16 protein-coding genes and 1 pseudogene are annotated in these 18,409 nt (G+C 62.9%); 10 read left to right on the forward strand and 7 right to left on the reverse strand.

Annotated features, from left to right (window positions below):
• The first annotated feature begins 469 nt into the window (after positions 1 to 469).
• Positions 470 to 1,759: an NCS2 family permease gene (locus C1M53_RS10715; RefSeq protein ID WP_129412239.1), complete on the forward strand. Its 1,290-nt coding sequence runs from the start codon at positions 470 to 472 to the stop codon at positions 1,757 to 1,759.
• A 343-nt stretch (positions 1,760 to 2,102) separates the two neighbouring features.
• On the opposite strand, the gene C1M53_RS10720 is transcribed toward C1M53_RS10715, so the two are convergent.
• Positions 2,103 to 2,852, reverse strand: coding sequence for a F0F1 ATP synthase subunit A (locus C1M53_RS10720; protein WP_129412240.1), 750 nt, complete (start codon positions 2,850 to 2,852; stop codon positions 2,103 to 2,105).
• A gap of 295 nt (positions 2,853 to 3,147) precedes the next feature.
• Entirely contained in the window at positions 3,148 to 4,944 is a 1,797-nt protein-coding gene (locus tag C1M53_RS10725) for a hybrid sensor histidine kinase/response regulator (RefSeq protein WP_129412241.1), read from the reverse strand.
• A gap of 126 nt (positions 4,945 to 5,070) precedes the next feature.
• On the opposite strand from C1M53_RS10725, the gene C1M53_RS10730 reads away from it, so the two are divergent.
• The 8 genes from C1M53_RS10730 (at position 5,071) to mgrA (ending at position 12,454) form a co-directional block, all read left to right on the forward strand.
• Positions 5,071 to 5,730 (forward strand): response regulator transcription factor, encoded by a 660-nt coding sequence (locus C1M53_RS10730; RefSeq protein ID WP_129412242.1) that lies wholly within the window; start codon positions 5,071 to 5,073, stop codon positions 5,728 to 5,730.
• A 197-nt stretch (positions 5,731 to 5,927) separates the two neighbouring features.
• Positions 5,928 to 6,545 (forward strand): LysE family translocator, encoded by a 618-nt coding sequence (locus tag C1M53_RS10735; RefSeq protein WP_129412243.1) that lies wholly within the window; start codon positions 5,928 to 5,930, stop codon positions 6,543 to 6,545.
• 210 nt (positions 6,546 to 6,755) lie between these two features.
• Complete coding sequence (locus C1M53_RS10740) at positions 6,756 to 7,958, forward strand: ABC transporter substrate-binding protein (RefSeq protein ID WP_129416112.1); 1,203 nt, start codon at positions 6,756 to 6,758, stop codon at positions 7,956 to 7,958.
• A 4-nt stretch (positions 7,959 to 7,962) separates the two neighbouring features.
• Complete coding sequence (locus C1M53_RS10745; protein ID WP_129412244.1) at positions 7,963 to 8,760, forward strand: ABC transporter ATP-binding protein; 798 nt, start codon at positions 7,963 to 7,965, stop codon at positions 8,758 to 8,760.
• Positions 8,753 to 9,463: an ABC transporter ATP-binding protein gene (locus C1M53_RS10750; protein WP_129412245.1), complete on the forward strand. Its 711-nt coding sequence runs from the start codon at positions 8,753 to 8,755 to the stop codon at positions 9,461 to 9,463. Before C1M53_RS10745 ends, C1M53_RS10750 begins: the two co-directional genes overlap by 8 nt.
• A gap of 3 nt (positions 9,464 to 9,466) precedes the next feature.
• Positions 9,467 to 10,348, forward strand: coding sequence for a branched-chain amino acid ABC transporter permease (locus C1M53_RS10755; protein ID WP_129412246.1), 882 nt, complete (start codon positions 9,467 to 9,469; stop codon positions 10,346 to 10,348).
• A gap of 1 nt (position 10,349) precedes the next feature.
• Entirely contained in the window at positions 10,350 to 11,327 is a 978-nt protein-coding gene (locus tag C1M53_RS10760; protein WP_129412247.1) for a branched-chain amino acid ABC transporter permease, read from the forward strand.
• Between the two features lie 116 nt (positions 11,328 to 11,443).
• The gene (mgrA, locus tag C1M53_RS10765; protein WP_129412248.1) at positions 11,444 to 12,454 is read left to right on the forward strand and encodes an L-glyceraldehyde 3-phosphate reductase; all 1,011 of its coding nucleotides are present in this window, start codon (positions 11,444 to 11,446) and stop codon (positions 12,452 to 12,454) included.
• 118 nt (positions 12,455 to 12,572) lie between these two features.
• Here the strand turns inward: mgrA and C1M53_RS10770 are convergent, their stop codons facing one another.
• The gene (locus C1M53_RS10770; protein WP_129412249.1) at positions 12,573 to 13,400 is read right to left on the reverse strand and encodes an oxidoreductase; all 828 of its coding nucleotides are present in this window, start codon (positions 13,398 to 13,400) and stop codon (positions 12,573 to 12,575) included.
• Between the two features lie 98 nt (positions 13,401 to 13,498).
• Here C1M53_RS10770 and C1M53_RS10775 point away from each other — a divergent pair, with 98 nt between their 5' ends.
• A complete protein-coding gene (locus C1M53_RS10775; RefSeq protein WP_129412250.1) occupies positions 13,499 to 14,404 on the forward strand; it encodes an AraC family transcriptional regulator in 906 nt (301 codons plus the stop codon).
• Between the two features lie 123 nt (positions 14,405 to 14,527).
• On the opposite strand, the gene C1M53_RS10780 is transcribed toward C1M53_RS10775, so the two are convergent.
• From C1M53_RS10780 to C1M53_RS10795, 4 genes and pseudogenes are all read right to left on the reverse strand, one after another.
• Positions 14,528 to 15,817: an SGNH/GDSL hydrolase family protein gene (locus C1M53_RS10780; RefSeq protein WP_129412251.1), complete on the reverse strand. Its 1,290-nt coding sequence runs from the start codon at positions 15,815 to 15,817 to the stop codon at positions 14,528 to 14,530.
• A 255-nt stretch (positions 15,818 to 16,072) separates the two neighbouring features.
• A complete protein-coding gene (locus C1M53_RS10785) occupies positions 16,073 to 17,305 on the reverse strand; it encodes a cyanate transporter (protein WP_129412252.1) in 1,233 nt (410 codons plus the stop codon).
• Positions 17,306 to 17,308: 3 nt separating this feature from the next.
• Positions 17,309 to 17,782, reverse strand: coding sequence for a nucleoside deaminase (locus C1M53_RS10790; protein ID WP_129412253.1), 474 nt, complete (start codon positions 17,780 to 17,782; stop codon positions 17,309 to 17,311).
• 13 nt (positions 17,783 to 17,795) lie between these two features.
• Positions 17,796 to 18,388: pseudogene (locus C1M53_RS10795) on the reverse strand (ankyrin repeat domain-containing protein).
• Between the last annotated feature and the right edge of the window lie 21 nt (positions 18,389 to 18,409).

Genomic DNA, 18,409 nt, shown 5'->3' on the forward strand with positions numbered 1-18,409 from the left:
GCGCGGACGCCGGATGACGGCGTCCGTCTCTGCCCGCCGATCGTCCGGTGTTGACATCGTGCGATCCGGCATCAACATGGTTGCGGCTGTTCCGCTTCGTTTTCCAATGTCGATGCACTTCGAAACCACAGTCGACGGCTCCCGCCGAACTTCCCTGCAGCTTTTCGATATTCGTGAAAATCGCGAAACTGTTTGCGAGAAAGCGGCCCGATTGGCCCCTTGCGCCAGGCAAATGAGCGGAAGTACTTCAAGATAACTTGAGCGGGCGAGTGCGCCTCATGTCTGCTTGTCGGTCACTCCTGACGGAGAGATCGTCATCATGCGCCGGCAAACCGGTGCATCCAGACTGTCAGCGCCCAACGAAGGTCAAGACCGCGTTCCGTGCCATGCACAGCGCGGCATCGTGTTGCGGACGGCAAGGGGGCCGTGCGCGGGCGGTGAGGAGGAAACGGGCAGCGGAGGAAAAGCTATGCTCGAGAAGTATTTCGAACTGAAGGAACTGGGGACGTCGGTGCGGATCGAAGTGATCGCCGGCCTCACCACCTTCCTGACCATGTCCTACATCATCTTCGTCAACCCGGAGATCCTTTCGACGACGGGCATGGACAAGAGCTCCGTGTTCGTTGCCACCTGTCTGGCAGCAGCACTCGGCTCGCTGATCATGGCGCTGGTGGCCAAATGGCCGATCGGCATGGCGCCGGGCATGGGCCTCAACGCCTTCTTCGCCTTCGGCGTCGTCGGCGCCATGGGCTTCACCTGGCAGCAGGCACTGGGCGCCGTCTTCATCTCGGGCGTCATCTTCCTGATCCTGACCGTGACCGGCATCCGCAGCTGGCTGATCGCAGGCATTCCACATTCGATGCGCAGCGCCATCGCTGCCGGTATCGGCATGTTCCTGGCCATCATCGCCCTGAAAAGCTCCGGCATCGTCATCGCCAGTGAAGCGACTTTCGTCACGCTTGGCCATCTGACCACGACCGGCCCGCTGCTCGCCATTCTCGGCTTCTTCATCATCGCGTCGCTGGACGGCCTCAAGGTGCCCGGCGCCATCCTGATCGGCATCCTGGCCATTACCATCCTGTCCTGGATCCTCGGCGTCAGCCAGTTCCAGGGCATTGTCTCGATGCCGCCGTCGATCGCGCCGACCTTCCTGCAGCTCGACATCGTCGGCGCCATGCACACCGGCCTCGTCCACGTCATCCTGGTGTTCGTGCTGGTCGAAGTGTTCGACGCCACCGGCACGTTGATCGGCGTGGCCAAGCGCGCGCGCCTGATCGAGGAAGGCAAGCCGAACCGCCTCGGCCGCGCCCTGCTGGCGGACAGCAGCGCGATCGTTGCCGGCTCGCTGCTCGGCACCTCTTCGACCACCGCCTATGTGGAAAGCGCTTCCGGCGTGCAGGCCGGCGGCCGCAGCGGCCTGACCGCCCTGGTCATCGCCGTGCTGTTCCTGGCTGCACTCTTCATCTCGCCGCTTGCCGCCTCGGTTCCGGTCTATGCGACCGCTCCGGCGCTACTCTATGTCGCCTGCCTGATGATGCGCGAACTGATCGAAGTCGACTGGACCGAGATCACCGAAGCAGCACCGGCCGCGCTGACCGCGCTGATGATGCCGTTCACCTATTCGATCGCCAACGGTCTCGCCTTCGGCTTCATCAGCTATGCCGTGCTGAAGACGGCCACCGGCCGGTTCCGCGAGGTGCATCTGGCGACCTGGCTGGTGGCGATCCTGTTCGTCATTCGCTTCGCCTTCGTCGAATAGAGCATGATCCCGAACCGAAGGTCAGCGAAGCAAAAAGTTGCAGACTTTTCGGACAGATCATGCGGCAAAATAAATCCTGGAGCGTTTCCGCGTTTCCGAAAAATCGGAAACGCTCCAGCCCGACAGAGGTTGAAAAAAGCCGCGGCGGATTCGCATCCGCCGCGGCTTTTTCGTTGACCCGCCTAGCGTAGGCGTACAAGCGCATCGAGGGGGCGTCTGGAAGCGTTTGAAGCAGAATTGTCACGTTGCAGGAAGAGCGCCGGCGTTGCGGCCAGCGCCTTCCAGCACAAGCAGGCCGATCAAGCCGCCGCATGCCCGTTCCGCCACGCAGCGCGCGATATGCTCAGTGTTCAGGATGCAACGCGTCGGCCAGATACATGCAGGTCAGCATGGTGAAGATATAGGCCTGGATGAGCGACATCAGCAGTTCGAGCGCCGTCAGCGCAACCGTCATGAACAAGGGCAGGATGGCGGCGGCGATGCCGACCGCGCCGAGGCTTGCCAGGCTGACGACGAAACCGGCGAAGACCTTCAGCGTGATGTGGCCGGCGAGCATGACCGCGAACAGGCGGACCGAATGGCTGACCGGCCGCGACAGATAGGAGACGATTTCGATCGGCACGATGAGTGGTGCCAGCATCAGCGGAACGCCCTTCGGCAGGAACAGCCGGAAGAAGCGCAGGCCATGCGCCCATAGCCCGTAGAATGTCACCGTCAGGAACACCAGCATCGCAAGCGCGAAGGTGACGATGATGTGGCTGGTGACCGTGAAGGCAAAGGGCAGCATGCCGAGAAGATTGGCCATCAGCACGAACATGAACAGTGAGAACACCAGCGGGAAGAACCGCATGCCCGCCTCGCCGGCATTGTCGCGCAGGGTCTTGGCCACGAACTCGTAGAGCAGCTCGGCGCTCGACTGGATGCGCGACGGCACAAGCTCACGCCGCAGCGTGGCGCCAAACAGGAACAGGCCGCCCAGAACCGTGGCGGCGACCATGTAGGCGGCGGAATTGGTGAAGGCGATCTCCTGCCCGGCGATCTCGCCGAAAGTCACGATCGGCTTGATCTCGAACTGCTTTAGCGGACTGGCCACCCCGGCCTCCTCTTGCTGTTGGCGAAAACGGTTGGCGAGAAGGCATCACGCAAGCGGAGGCGCGGCAGCGCGCTGCATGCAATCGCCCGAAAAAGGAAGAAGGTGGCGTTGGCCGACGACAGGGAGATCAGGTTTGGACAAGACGCCATCGCTCGGGTTCCCGAAACAATGGGGCCGTCCCCGATACGAATCCGAAGGCGCGGGTCGTCCAGCGCATGAGCCTGATAGCTTCCGCCGACGGTGATGGCCACCCTGCGCGATGACCCAGATTGTCGCACCGGGCTGCCGGCGACCCCTATTTGCTGGACGATCGCCCGCCGCGTCTTCCGCCTGAAGCGGCGGAGTTCTCTTGTCCCGAAAGCGCGGCAGCGATGGCTTCCCTGAGATCGTCGCCGCTGACCGGTTTGTGCAGGATGCGGAAGCCGCTGGCCGTTGCCTCCCGGATACGTGACGGCGACGTATCGCCCGTCACCACGATGCCCGGCACCATGCGGCCGAGATATGCCGACAGCGACTTGATCGCCTCGACCCCGGTGGCGTTGTCCTTCAGGCGGTAGTCGGCGACGATCAGGTCAACGGGTGCTGGCCCCATCCTGGCGGCTTTGCCGTGAGCGGCCTCGACCTCCGCGGCGGATTGCCCGGCATAGATCCGGTGCCCCTCCAGCGCGAGCAAGCCCACCATGGCATCGAGCACGTCCCGCTCGTCATCGACGATCATCAGGCTCGCCGCCGTCTCAACCCGCGTCGCGCTGTTGACCGGAAGGACAGGCGCCGCACCATGGGCGGAAGGCAGCATCACCGAGAACATCGAGCCACGACCTGGCGTCGAGACGAGTTTGAGCGAATGCCCCAGCAATTCGGCGGTCCTGCGCACGATCGCCAGGCCAAGGCCGAGACCCTGCGCCTTGTCACGTGCAGGATTGTTCAGCTGGACGAACTCCTCGAAGATCGCCGCCTTCTGATCTTCCGGTACGCCAAGGCCGCTGTCCCAGACCTGGATTTCCACCATCACTCCACGTCGACGGCAACCGAGCAGCACGCTGCCGGTGCTGGTGTAACGGAAGGCGTTGGTGAGAAGATTGTCGAGGATCCGCTTCAGCATCATCGGATCGGTATCGACATGGACAGACGTATCCATCACGCGCCAGTTCAGACCTTTCGCCCGAGCGCTAGCGGCGAACTCATCGCGCAGGTTGCGGAAGAGTTCGCCAAGATCGACATCTTCCCTGGTAACGGTGACGACACCGGCATCGAGTTTCGAGATGTCGAGAAGCGCATTGAGCAGGCTGCTCAGATTGCCGACGATCGCCTTGGCCGAACTGGCCAGGCTGCGCGCTTCGCCGGATGGCACGTCGCCCCGGCGACCGAGCACCGACAGGGTCGAGATCAGCAACCCGAGCGCGTGGATCGGCTGGCGCAGGTCATGGGAAGCGGCTGCAAGGAACCGCGTCTTGGCGCGGTCCGCGGTCTGCGCGCGGTCCCGTTCCTCCTGCAGGTGCCCGATCAGCCCGACATTTTCCAGGCGCAGCCGGATCATCTCATGCAGCATGCGATAAGCGATGCGGCCATAGTAGATGTTGATGGCGATCAGGCAGGCGAGCAGGAAAAGATAGGCATCGCCAACGGCACCCGGCATCGTCGTGAAGCGGGCGGCGACCGGCAGCGTTGTCGCCAGGATCGAACCGATCAGCGCTGGCGGGAAGGCCGACATGGACGGGATGGTGCCGCTGACCAGACCGGCAAGAATGGCGACAATGAAGGCAAACAGGTGTGGCTGATCGGGAATATAGCCGATCCAGGTGAGCGAGCCCCACAGCAGGCCCGAAACCCACGAAAAGCCGGCAGCCGTCCAGGCCCATCCGCGCAGGGACGCCGGCGTTCTGGGATGCTTCCAGAACCGTCGTGCCGCCAGGACGCGCGCCGCGATCAACGCATAGACGGCGACGGCCCAGGGCACGAGCCAGTCAGTCGGCACAGAACCGTAAAGCACATAGATGATGCCGAGCGAGATCGTGACATTCGAAATCACCACGCCATAGGCATTGCGATAGAGGTGCTCGATCAGGGCTTCCTGGATCTTGTCTTCCTGCATCGAACCCCTCGTGCTGACCGCATTGGTCTGACCCTTTCCCCGGCCTGCCGCTTGATCTATCGCCTGCGCGTTTCCCATACGTTAGCAATCGCCGAACTAAGCTGTCGTCCCCAGGACAGAGACATCATGCATCGCCCGCTGACCGCCATCCTCGCCGACGACCACGCCATCATGCGCGAAGGCGTCAAGCTGCTCATCGGCGCGATGGAGAACGTGTCGGTGGTGGCGGAAGCAGCGGAAGGGGAGACGCTGCTCAAACGCGTACGCGACACCAGGGCCGACCTGCTCGTCCTCGATCTCGGCATGCCCGGCGTTTCGGGCGTGCCGTTCATCGCCGAGATCAGGGAGCTGGCGCCTCGACTGCAGATCATCGTGCTGACCGCCAACATCGAGCCGCGAACGGTACGGCTGGCGCTGGAATTCGGGGCGAACGCCTACCTCACCAAGGACGGCGATCCTGAAGAACTCGGCGCGGCGATCGAGGCGATGCGACACGGCGAAACCTATCTTGCGCAAACGGTACGTTTCGCGGTCAGCGAGCCGGACAGGAGAAGCCGGGCACCCGATCCGCAGGAGATCATTTCGCCGGTGCCTTTGACCCAGCGGGAACGCCAGATCCTGCTGCTGGTGGCGCAAGGCATGACCGCGCGCGAAACGGCCGAACGGCTCGGCATCAGCCAGGCCACCGCCCGCAAGCATCGTGAAAACCTGATGCGGAAGCTCGACCTCCACAACATTGCCGAACTCACCGCCTATGCGGTTCGGCTGGGATTGCCTACCGGCTGAGATTGCCGCTTCCATCGCCATCATCCCCGGTAATACCTGCTTAACCAAGATCACCGTAGCGGCGACAGGCGTATGCCGAAATACGGCATCTGCCGTATGTCTCCGCTCTCCCTGTCCTCCTACCCCTTCTCGCGACGGCAGCTAAGTGCCGAATGGTTCGCACGGCGCAGAGGTGCCGCGGAACAGGGGAGGGTCGCATGCCATTGCCGGAGCCGTGGATTCCGTTCGTCGTCGCAACGGTGGCCTTTGCTTTCATGCCGGGGCCGGCGATCCTCTACATGACCGCGCAGACCGTGGCCCATGGCCGCCATGCCGGATTGCTGGCGGCACTCGGCATCCATCTCGGCTGTTATTTTCATATCGCCGCCGCCACGATCGGCCTGGCGTCGCTGATCGATAATGCGCCGACGGTCTACGCAGCAGTCCGCTTTGCCGGTGCGGCTTATCTGGTGTGGCTTGGCGTCACCATGTTCCTGGGGTGGAACCAGGCCGCAGACAAGAACGAACCTCATCAGCCGAACACGTTGCGCGACAGCATTGTCGTCGAAGTGCTCAATCCCAAGACGGCGCTGTTCTTCCTGACTTTCCTGCCGCAGTTCGTGGACACCGGCGCAGCTGTCCCGCTGTGGCTGCAGTTCCTGGTCCTCGGTGTGGTGGTCAATCTGGTATTCTCGGCCGCCGATGTCGCCGCCGTCGGCCTCGCCTCGGTCACGCTCGGACGATTGTCCTCAGGCGCATCGAGCTGGGTGGTGCCCAAGGCCTGCGGTTCGATCCTGATCGGACTTGGCATCGCGCTCGTTACGCATCAGGTATAGCCGGAGCCCCGGCGGGACATTGCCCGTCCGGCAGCAGCCCGGAGAATATCCTCCGGCTGTCACGCTCTACGCACATCGTCGAACTAGAATTCCCCGACATGGCCATGCCATGCTGACTTTACGCATGCGTCCTTGCTAGACTGCAAAAGGGTGAGGGTTCGCATGCGGCGGCTGGAGGGCCGCTGTCCACTCGGGAGGAACCATATGGCGATGATCTCACGCGCGCTTGCGGTCGCGCTTCTTGCAAGCGTTTCACTACCTGCAGCCGCTCAGCAGTTTTCGGACAACAAGGTCAAGATAGGCATCCTGAACGACCAGTCGGGCGTCTATGCCGACTTCGGCGGCAAATGGTCCTACGAGGCCGCCAAGATGGCGGTCGAGGACTTCGGCGGCAAGGTGAAGGGCGTGCCGATCGAAGTCGTGACAGCGGACCACCAGAACAAGGCCGACATCGCTTCCAACATCGCACGCCAGTGGTACGACACCGAGCAGGTCGACGCGATCATGGAGCTCACCACATCGTCCGTCGCGCTCGCCGTGCAGGGCATCTCGAAGGAAAAGAAGAAGATCGACATCGTCACCGGCGCGGCGACGTCCGAACTCACCGGCAAGTCCTGCTCGCCTTACGGCTTCCATTGGGCCTACGACACCCATGCGCTGGCTGTCGGCACCGGCGGGGCGCTCGTCCAGCAAGGCGGCGACACCTGGTTCTTCCTGACTGCGGACTATGCCTTCGGCTATTCGCTGGAAGAACAGACCTCGAAATTCGTCACCTCGAAGGGCGGCAAGGTGGTGGGTGCGGTGCGCCATCCGCTCGCCACCACCGACTACTCCTCCTTCCTGCTGCAGGCGCAGTCCTCGGGAGCCAAGGTCATCGGCCTCGCCAATGCCGGCCTCGACACCGCCAACGCGATCAAGCAGGCGGCGGAATTCGGCATCGTCTCGGGCGGCCAGCGCATGGCGGCACTGCTCTTCACCCTCGCCGAAGTGCATGGCCTCGGCCTGGAGGCTGCACAGGGCCTGACGCTGACGGAAGGCTTCTACTGGGATCGCGACGATGAATCCCGCGCCTGGTCGAAGAAGTTCATGGACCGCACCGGCCGCATGCCGAACATGATCCAGGCCGGCACCTATTCGGCCGTGCTGCAATACCTCAAGGCCATCGACAAGGCCGGCACCGACGAAACCGAAGCGGTTTCCAAGAACCTGCACGAGATGCCGGTCGAAGATGTCTTTGCGCGCGGCGGCAAGGTCAGCGCCAACGGCCGCATGATCTACAACATGTACCTGATGGAAGTGAAAAAGCCGTCGGAGAGCAAGGGACCGTGGGACTACTACAAGGTTCTCGCAACCATTCCGGGCGACGAAGCCTACACCAAGCCTGCGGAGTCCGGATGCCCGCTCGTACAGTAGGGCGATGTCGCAACCAGGGTTGGGGGTATCGTTGAGCAGCGAGCCCCAATCAAACCCGCCCGTACTGTCCGCACGCGGCCTGCGGCGCGATTTTGCTGGCTTCGTTGCCGTGAAGGATGTCGACCTCGATGTCCATCACGGCAAGATTCATGCCTTGATCGGCCCCAATGGGGCCGGCAAGACGACCGTGTTCAATCTTCTGACCAAGTTTCTGCAGCCGACCGCAGGCACCATCACCCTGACCGGCCACGACATCACCAGGGCAGCGCCGGCCAAGGTGGCGCGCTTGGGGGTGGTGCGTTCGTTCCAGATATCGGCGACCTTTCCGCACCTGACAGTGCTCGACAATGTGCGGGTTGCGCTGCAGCGTCCCAACGGGCTCGCCACCCAGTTCTGGCGCTCGCTTTCCGCGCTCGACCAGTTGACGCCGAAGGCCATGGACCTTTTGCAGGCCGTCGGCCTCGACAATGCCAGGAACAGGCTGGCGTCCGACCTCTCCTATGGCCGCAAGCGTGTACTGGAGATCGCGACGACGCTCGCCCTCGACCCCAAGGTCCTGCTGCTCGACGAGCCGATGGCGGGCATGGGCCACGAGGATGTCGGCGCGATTTCCAGACTGGTCCACACCATAGCCGGCGACCGTGCCGTGCTGATGGTGGAGCACAATCTATCCGTCGTCGCCGACATCGCCGACTGGGTGACGGTGCTCCAGCGCGGCCAGATTCTGGCGGCAGGCGACTACGACACCGTGAGCAAGGACGAACGCGTGCGGGTCGCCTATATGGGGACCGAACATGAGTAGCGCTTCTCCCCTGCTCTCGGTCCGCGGCCTGAACGCCTGGTACGGCGAAAGCCATGCCCTGCATGGCGTCGACCTCGACATCCGCGAGGGCGAGACCGTCACGCTGCTCGGCCGCAACGGCGTCGGCAAGACGACGACATTGCGGGCGATCATGGGGCTGATCCGCAAGCGGACCGGCCAGGTGACGTTTGCCGGCAAGGACCTGATCCGCATGCCTCTGCACCACACCGCGCGGGCCGGCATCGGCTATGTGCCGGAAGAGCGCGGTATCTTCGCGACACTGACGGTGGACGAGAACCTGATGCTGCCGCCGGTGGTGGCCCAGGGCGGCATGAGCGTCGACGAGATTTTCGGACTGTTCCCGAACCTGAAGGAACGGCGCAGCAGCCAGGGCACCAAGCTCTCCGGCGGCGAGCAGCAAATGCTGGCGATCGCGCGCATCCTGCGCACCGGCGCCCGGACGATCCTGCTCGACGAACCGACGGAAGGGCTGGCGCCGGTGATCGTGCAACGCATCGGCGAATTGCTGGCCGAACTGAAGCGCCGCGGCATGACGATCCTGCTGGTCGAGCAGAATTTCCGCTTCGCCAGCCGTGTCGCGGATCGTTTCTACCTGATGGAGCACGGCAAGGTGCTGTCCGAGTTTCCGGTCGGCGAACTCGAGAACAGGATGGATGAGCTGCATGAAGTGCTGGGGGTCTGACCAATGATTTTCGGCATCCCCATCCAGGCCTTTGCCGGACAGCTGCTGGTCGGCCTGATCAACGGTTCGTTCTACGCCATGCTCTCGCTGGGCCTCGCCATCATCTTCGGCCTGCTGCGCGTCATCAACTTCGCGCATGGCGCACAATACATGCTTGGCGCCTTCATCGGCTATCTCATCCTGGCCAAGCTCGGCATCGGCTACTGGCCAGCATTGATCCTGGTGCCGATCGCGGTCGGGCTGTTCGGCATCGTCGTCGAGCGGCTGGCGCTGTCGCGGCTCTATGAGGTGGACCCGCTTTACGGCCTGCTCTTCACCTTCGGCCTCGCTTTGGTGCTGGAAGGCGTGTTCCGCTATGTCTACGGCGTTTCCGGTAACCCCTATCCGGTGCCGCCCGCTCTCGCCGGCGGCGTCAACCTCGGCTTCATGTTCCTGCCGATCTATCGCGGCTGGATCGTCGTGGCGTCACTCATCGTCTGCCTGGGCGCCTGGCTGCTGGTCGAAAAGACCAAGTTCGGTTCCTACCTGCGCGCCGCGACCGAAAACCCCAAGCTGGTGCAGGCGTTCGGCGTCAACGTACCGATGCTGCTGACGCTGACCTACGGGCTCGGCGCCGGCCTTGCCGGGCTCGCCGGCATCATGGCCGCGCCGGTCTACCAGGTCAGCCCGCTGATGGGCTCCAACATGATCGTCATCGTTTTTGCGGTGGTTGTGGTCGGCGGCATGGGCTCGATCCTGGGGGCGATCCTGACCGGCTACATGCTCGGCCTCGCGGAGGGCCTGACCAAGGTTTTCTACCCCGAGGCCTCCAGCATCGTCATCTTCGTGATCATGGCCATCGTGCTTTTGATCCGCCCAGCCGGCCTGTTCGGGAAGGATGCCTGATATGGCGGACGCAACCATACACGCCAGCAAAGCGGGAACAGCGAACCGCGTCGAAATGGTCCTGATCGGGCTCGGCATGGTGGCGCTGCTGGCGCTGCCCTTCTTCGTCTACCCGATCTTCCTGATGAAGATGATGTGCTTTGCGCTGTTTGCCTGCGCCTTCAATCTTCTGCTCGGTTACACGGGCCTGCTGTCCTTCGGACATGCCGCGTTCTTCGGCGGAGCCGCCTATTTCACCGCGCACGCCGTCAAGGTCTGGGGCGTTTCGCCGGAGATCGGCATTCTCATCGGCGTCGCGGGTGCCGCGCTGCTCGGCCTCGTCATCGGCTTCGTCGCCATTCGCCGCCAGGGCATCTATTTCGCCATGATCACGCTGGCGCTTTCGCAGATGTTCTTCTTCTTCTGCGTGCAGGCCAGTTTCACCGGCGGCGAGGATGGCATCCAGGGCGTGCCGCGCGGAACCTTCCTCGGCGTGTTCGACCTGCATGACGAACGCACGATGTATTATTTCGTCGCCGCCAATTTCCTGCTCGGCCTGTTCATCGTCTGGCGCATCGTCAACTCGCCCTTCGGCCTCATCCTGCGCTCGATCCGCGAGAACGAAAGCCGCGCCATCTCGCTCGGCTATTCGGTGCAGAACTACAAGCTCGCCGCCTTCGTCATGTCGGCGGCTCTTGCCGGCCTTGCCGGCGCGATCAAGGCGCTTGTGTTCCAGTTCGCCACGCTGACCGACGTCGCCTGGCAGATGTCGGGCGAGGTCATCCTAATGACGCTGCTCGGCGGCATCGGCACGATGGCCGGCCCGATCTTCGGTGCCGGTTTTGTCGTTGCGCTGCAGAACCTGCTCGCCACCTCCGACTTTCCCGTCACCATCGCCACCGGCCTGATCTTCATGATCTGCGTATTGATCTTCCGGCGCGGCATCGTCGGCGAAATCTACGCGTGGCTGGACCGCCGGCGCGGAGAAAAGCCGGAGTAAACGCGCAGCCTCACGGCTTGGCCCCGACGGGGTCGAATTTCTTGAAAAGCCAAACCACAGTCATGGCCGGCGAGTACCGTGATTCGCCGGCAGGCCCGACTGCACTGGAGAAACACATGCCCTATTCCCCATCCCCGGCGCGCTATGAAGGCATGCAGTACCGACGCGCAGGCCGAAGCGGGTTGAAGCTGCCGGCGATATCGCTCGGGCTCTGGCACAATTTTGGCCACGATACCCAGCCCGACCGCTCGCGGAAGATTCTGCACGAGGCATTCGACCTCGGCATCACCCATTTCGATCTTGCCAACAACTATGGTCCCCCGCCCGGCTCTGCAGAGGAATTCTTCGGCACGATCATTTCCTCGGATTTCAAGGCCTATCGCGACGAGATGATCATCTCTTCCAAGGCCGGCTGGGACATGTGGCCTGGGCCTTATGGTGATGGCGGCAGCCGGAAGTATCTCATCTCCAGCCTGGATCAGAGCCTCAGGCGCATGAAGCTCGACTATGTCGACATCTTCTATTCGCACCGTTTCGATCCCGAAACGCCGCTGGAAGAAACAATGGGTGCGCTGGATACGATCGCGCGTCAGGGCAAGGCGCTCTACGTCGGAATCTCCTCCTATACGAACGAGCAGACCGCAAGGGCGACAAAGATCCTGCGCGATCTGGGAACCCCTGCTTTGATCCATCAGCCGAGCTATTCGATGTTCGATCGCTGGATCGAACAGGATAGTCTGCTCGACAGGCTCGAAACCGAAGGCATGGGCTGCATCGTGTTTTCGCCGCTGGCACAGGGCGTGCTCACCGACCGCTATCTCAACGGCATCCCCTCAGACAGCCGCGCCGCCGGAGGGCGTTTCCTCAAGGCGGATTCGATCACGCAAACGAACACCGCCAGGGTCCGCGCGTTGCAGGCGATCGCGCACCGGCGGGGCCAGACGCTGGCCCAGATGGCGCTTGCCTGGGTTCTGCGTGATCCCAGGATGACCTCGGCCATCATCGGCGCGAGCCGGCCCGAGCAGGTGCGCGAGGGAGTGGGTTCACTTGCCAATCTCGCCTTCAGCGAAGACGAAATCTCCGACATCGAGCCGCATGCCGTGGACGGGGCTCTGGATAACCTCTGAGACGATGTTCCCTTGATCATGATTTGAGAACAGACCCAAGGTGAATACCAGATACCGTGCTCACCTTGGGGCTGCCGGTAACATGCTGGCGGACGTCATCAGCTCGCGGGCCGATCCGTCAACCGTCGGTCGAGACGGTGACCGGCTTCCATGCTTCGATCTCCTGCTTCAAACGTTCGACCCGCTCCGATACGAACCTGAGGGCATCGCTGCCGAGCAGGAGCTGCGGCGGCGGATTGTCGGACCCGACCATATCCAGAACAGCCGCAGCGAGCTTGTCCGGATCACCGCGCTGCTTGCCGCTTCTGGCCAGTCGTGCCCGCCGGATGGGCTCGAACAGCGGGTCATAGTCCGGGATGGACCGTTCCGTCCTGATCATCGAGCGCCCGGCCCAATCCGTTCGAAACGAGCCGGGACACAGGGCCATCACATGTACGCCGAAAGGCGCCATCTCTGCGCGCATGACTTCCGAAATACCCTGAAGGGCGAACTTGCTCCCGCAATAATAAGCGATGCCGGGCATGGTGATCATGCCACCCATCGAGGTCACGTTCACAATGAACCCGCTACGCCTTTCGCGGAACCGTGGCAGGAAGGCTTTGGCGACTGCGACGGCGCCGAAGACGTTCACATCGAACTGACGCCGCATCTCTTCCAGAGGCGACTCCTCCAGGATCCCCTCGTGACCGTAGCCGGCATTGTTGATCAGCACATCGACCGGACCATGATCCTCCTCGGCCTGCCGGACGACGTCGGCTACCCGATCGAACTCCGTCACGTCACACAGGACGGAATGAACCGCCGGCAGGCGCTTGGCGAGATCCGCGCGTGATTGTGGTGAGCGAACGGCACCGATGACTTTATGTCCTTCCCGGCTGGCCGCCGCCGCGATGGCGAAACCGAAGCCGGAGTTCGCGCCCGTGATAAAGAATGTTCTCTGTTGCATGCCGGACCTCTTCCTGTTGACTGCCTGTCTGACATTGACAAATAATCTTCTGAAGGCGCGTATCGATCGCAGATCCTATTGGTTTCTTGTCGAATCCTATGAAAACGAGCAGAGAGCGGATCGGGCAGAACGAGCTGGTGGAGCTGGCCGGCCAGCTGGCTCCCGGCCAGGGCTACAATCCGACACCGCTTGATGGTGTCCGCATTCTCAGGACCGAGACGGAGCTTCACGACGTTCCTGTACTCTACAAGCCAGGCGCGGTGTTCGTGTTGCAGGGACGCAAGCAGGGCATGCTTGAAGGCGAGGTCTATCTTTATGACGCGGAGCACTATCTTGCCGTGTCGGTGCCCGTTCCGTTCCGCATGGAATCCATGGCCAGCCCGGAACGCCCCCTGCTTGCTGTCTATGTCGAGTTCGACATGCGACTGGCTGCCGAGATCGCGACGCAAGTCGGCTCGCGGGCGGTATCCGGCAAGGTGAAAAGCCTGGTCTCCAGCAGAATGGAGCCGGCTATCGAAGATGTCGTGCTGCGCCTGCTGCGGGCGCTGAATGATGCTGCCGAGCTTGCGATCCTGGGCGCGGGCATCCTGCGCGAGCTGCACTATCGGGTCCTGGTCGGCCCACAAGGCAGCGCGATGATCTCAGCCTTGCAGCAAAAGGGGCCTTCCGGGAGGATCGTGCAAAGCCTCGCTCGATTGCACGAAAGCTACGCTTCCGAGATTTCAGTCACCGCGCTGGCCAACGACGCGGGCATGAGCGTCCCTTCCTACCACGTCCATTTCAGGAACCTGACCGGCAGTACGCCAATTCAATATGTGAAGGCGATCCGGCTCCACGAAGCACGGTTGATGGTCGCTCGCGGAGACCGAACGATCGCGGAAATCGCGGCATCGGTCGGCTACGCCAGTGCCGCCCAGTTCAGCCGTGACTTCAAAAGACACTTTCGGCGTACCGCTTCCGAGGAAGCCAGATGGGTTCGCCTGCATCTTGGTGAGCTTGCCTGAATGCCTTCACGCCAACTGCCGTTCTGAAAACGCGAGGTGCGGGTATCGCGACAGACAACGCAACGCAGCTTTTCACGCGTACCCTGTTGGCAGCCATAGCAGCCAAGCCTTGTCCGGTCGGGATCAGCGACCGAGAAGAACACCAAGATCTATGGCGTCGGCCATCGCCCGGTTGCCCTCGTCGCCGGGATGGAGATGGTCGCCGGAATCGAAAGCCGGGACGAGACGGGCGGGATGATCCGGATCGCGCAGGACTGCGTCGAAATCCACGATGGCGTCGAAGGCGCCGCTTTCCCGGATCCAGCGATTAACTTTCTGACGCAAGGCATCCTTGTCGGGGTGATAGTAGTTGCCGAGCGGTGTTCCGCTGAGCGCGCCTTCGAAAGGAGGCAATGTCGCTCCAACAAGACGCACATTGTTGGCGCGCGCCTGCGCGATGACCTGCTGATAGCCGGCGATCATGTCGTCGAGCGTCGGACGCTGCTGGGCTGCAGCAAAATCGGTACCCGGCCAGGAGATATCATTGATGCCGATGAGCAGAACGACCGCTTTCAGGCCCGGCTGCGAGAACACGTCCCGCTGCAATCTTGCCGCGACGTTCACCCCCATCTTGTCCTGAAGCAGCCTGCCGCCTGAAATGCCGGCATTCAGAACCGCGATGTGGTCGGGAGCGAGCCGTTTGGCGAGAAAATCCGACCAGCGTGCATCAGCGTCGATCGTCGCCCCGTTGCCGTCGGTGATTGAATCACCGACGACGACGACAGTGCCGTCGTTCCGGGTCTCCACGAGGACCTCGCTGAGAAACATGCGGGCATCCGTCGTCGACGTAGCGGCGAAATCTTTGGCATGGGTGAGATCCCCGTTGCCGAACCACGCCGTCTGGCGGCCGTCCCAGTGGAACGTCGTCAGCGGTGTTTCTTCGGGCAGGTAGAGCGAGACGGCGAGCTTCGCCTGCGGCCCGACGGTCAGGTCCAGCGGATCGCTCACGGCCGGGGCGCCGGGTGGAACAAGGATCTCATCCTTGCCACCAAAGGTGACCTTGCGGATCGTTGCCGGCTCGACCGCTCCGTTTTCACCCGCTAGCCCCACGCCGGCAGCACCGATCTTCAACGGCTGATCGCCATAGGTATTGGAGAACACCAGGCGCACGCGGTCGCCGCCAAGGCTGACTCGCACGACCTGCCTGATGGTCTGGTCTTTCACCGATTGCGGGATCTTGGTTGGAAGAGCGAAATCCGGTTTCCATGTCGGTTGTGGGCTCGCCATCCAGGTACCGACCCAACTCTGTTCTTCGGCATGTGCACTGGAAAGGGTTGAGGCGAATACGAAGGCGGCAATAAGGACAGCGGAGCGGATTGAGCTTCCGAGACGTGACGTCTCCTTGGCAGTCAAGGGAACAGGTGCCAGACGCATGATGTTTCTCGTTCTTCATTCAACGTCGCCGGAAAATAGACTCCGAACTTTGGATGAAATAGAGCGCGCAAGAGACCATCACTTGTGAAACGATGTCATCAAAGAAACCGTCAGTTTTGTCACGCAGCGCCGACTTCAGCGTGCCGATCGAACGGCCGGGGGCCGTGCATTCCCTGCCAAAAGGGTTGTCCGATATGTCTGGAAACGACCACGACCTGATTGCGCCTCTCCCCGCCGAGCACAGTTTCGGACAGGCTAGAGCGACCTCGCAGGCGCACGCAGTCTCGGCTCATCCCCGATCGTCGGGACGCTCATGGCCCGAGCATAACTGGCCGGCGAAACCCGCCAGTACAGCGCTGCGACGACGAGAACCGTGACCAGATGCGTCAACCAGCCGGCGACGAAACTGCCGGTGGCGTCGTGCAGCGCGGCGACGATCCAGGGCGGAAATGCCGTGATCAGGAAGCCGCCGCCCTGCATCAATGCAGAAAGCGCGCCGGCTTCGGTCGGATCGGGCAGATGGTCGAGCGCAACGATCATCGACAGCGCAAAACAACCGCCCAGCCCGCTGCCGAGCAACATCGCCGAAGCGAACGGCGCGGCTTCAGGGCGAAAGGCCAGCGCGACAAAGCCTGCCGCCTGCATGGCAAGTGTCAGCCACAGCCATGGCCGCAGGTCCTTGCCCCTGGCCAGCATCGGCAGCAGGAGGGCAGCCAGTCCCTGGAACACAGCCATGATCGCCAGCAAGCTGCCGTTGGCGGCAGCGCTCCAGCCATGCTCGCGATAGAAAGGTGCCAGCCATGCCACGACGGCCGAGTAGCCGCCGTTGACCAGGCCGAAGCAGGCCATCAGCAGCCAAAGGCGGGGTCGCCCGAGCATGGTCCAGGCACTGATGCCACCTTGTCGCGCTGCCCTGTCGCGCGGCAAGGTGTGGGCCGCAAGCAGAAGCGTCAGCACCGCCGGGATCGCCATCCAGGCCAGACCGAAATGCCAGTCGCCGGTGGCTGATGCAATCAGTGGCGCGGCCTGTGCGCCCAAGGCGCCGCCGCCGACCAGTGTGGCGGAATAGAGCCCCATGACCACGCCGACCTGGTTCGGGAACTGCTTTTTGACGATGCCGGGAAACACCGCCTGGATGACCGCTACGCCCAGGCCAAGCAGGGCTGCGGTCCCTACGATCTGCCAGCCGGTCGTCGCGAACAGGCGCAGCAGGGAGCCTGCGGCAAGCACGAAAAGCGAGGCGAGGACCGAGCGCCGTGCGCCAATGCGGGACTGCAGGAAAGGCCCGGCAAAGGCCACGATCCCCATCAGGGCCATCGGAACCAGGGTCAGCAGGGAAATGCCCTTGAGGTCGAGACCGGTCTCCGCGCCGATGTCGGCCACCAAGGGTCCTATGCCGGTGATGAACGGTCTCAGATTGAGGCCAATGAGGGCGACGGCCACCAGCAGCAACACGCGCGCCGAACGCGAAGCCCCTTCGCCAGCCATGTCTTATCCCCGCCGGTCCCGGACCTCGGCCCACTCGGCATAGAGGTCCCTCTCGCCTTGCGGCCGCACCGGCACATAGCGGATGGCCATGGACTGTTCAGCGAACGGCCTGGCGAGATCCTCGTAGATCGCCGCCGTGGAAAGTCCGAATGGTGCGCCGTCGTCGTTGGAGTGGGCGTAGAACACCCTGTCGACGCCGGCCAGCCGCATCGCGGCCATGCACATGGGACAGGGATGGCCGCTGGCATAGACGGCACTGCCCTTGAGATCAGGCCTGCCGAGCCTGCGGCTGGCAGCGCGAATGACGTTCATTTCCGCATGCGAGGTCGGATCGTTGCTGGCGTGGATCTCGTTCACCGCCGTGGCGACAACCTTGCCCTCCTGCACCAGCACTGCACCGAAAGGCCGGCCTCCCTTGCCGATGTTGGCGCGCGCAAGCGCTATGGCCTGGCCGAGATACTGGTTTTCGTCATTCATAGCAGGTCCCGTTTCAATGAGCGCCGGCGGCCTGCAGGATCGCCTCGATCTTCCTGTAGCCGCCGGAGCGGGCATGCTGGAGCGGGGTCACGCCGTTGCCGTCGGCAAGATTGACGTCGGCCCCGGCCCGGACCAGCAGCGCGACGATCTGCTGGTGGCGTTCGCCGCCGTCGCCGAGCATGATCGCCTCCAGCAGCGCGGTCCAGCCAAGCTTGTTGACGTGATCGACATCGACACCTGCCTCGATCAGCGTGCGCACCGTCTCGACATGGCCGCGTTCGGAAGCGGGAATGAGCGCCGTGCCGCCATAACGGTTGATGCTCTTGAGGTCGGCGCCGTGCGCCAGCGTCATCCTGAGGATTTCGAGATGACCACGGGCGCCGGCATAGAGATACGGGCTGTCCTCGATGTTGTCCTTGGCGTTGACGTCGGCTCCGGCTTCGATCAGCGCCTTGGCGACTTCGACCTGATTGCCGTGGGTGGCCACCAGCAGCGCGGTGGCACCGCTGCCGTCCCGCGCATCGATCTTCGCCCCTCGGCAATGCGTTTCTTGACGGACGCGACATCGCCGCTCGTCGCGGCAACGTGCAAGGCTGGTTCGCTCATGGTTTTCCCTGAAGCAATGAG

This window comes from Mesorhizobium sp. Pch-S (assembly GCF_004136315.1).
Lineage (GTDB): Bacteria > Pseudomonadota > Alphaproteobacteria > Rhizobiales > Rhizobiaceae > Mesorhizobium.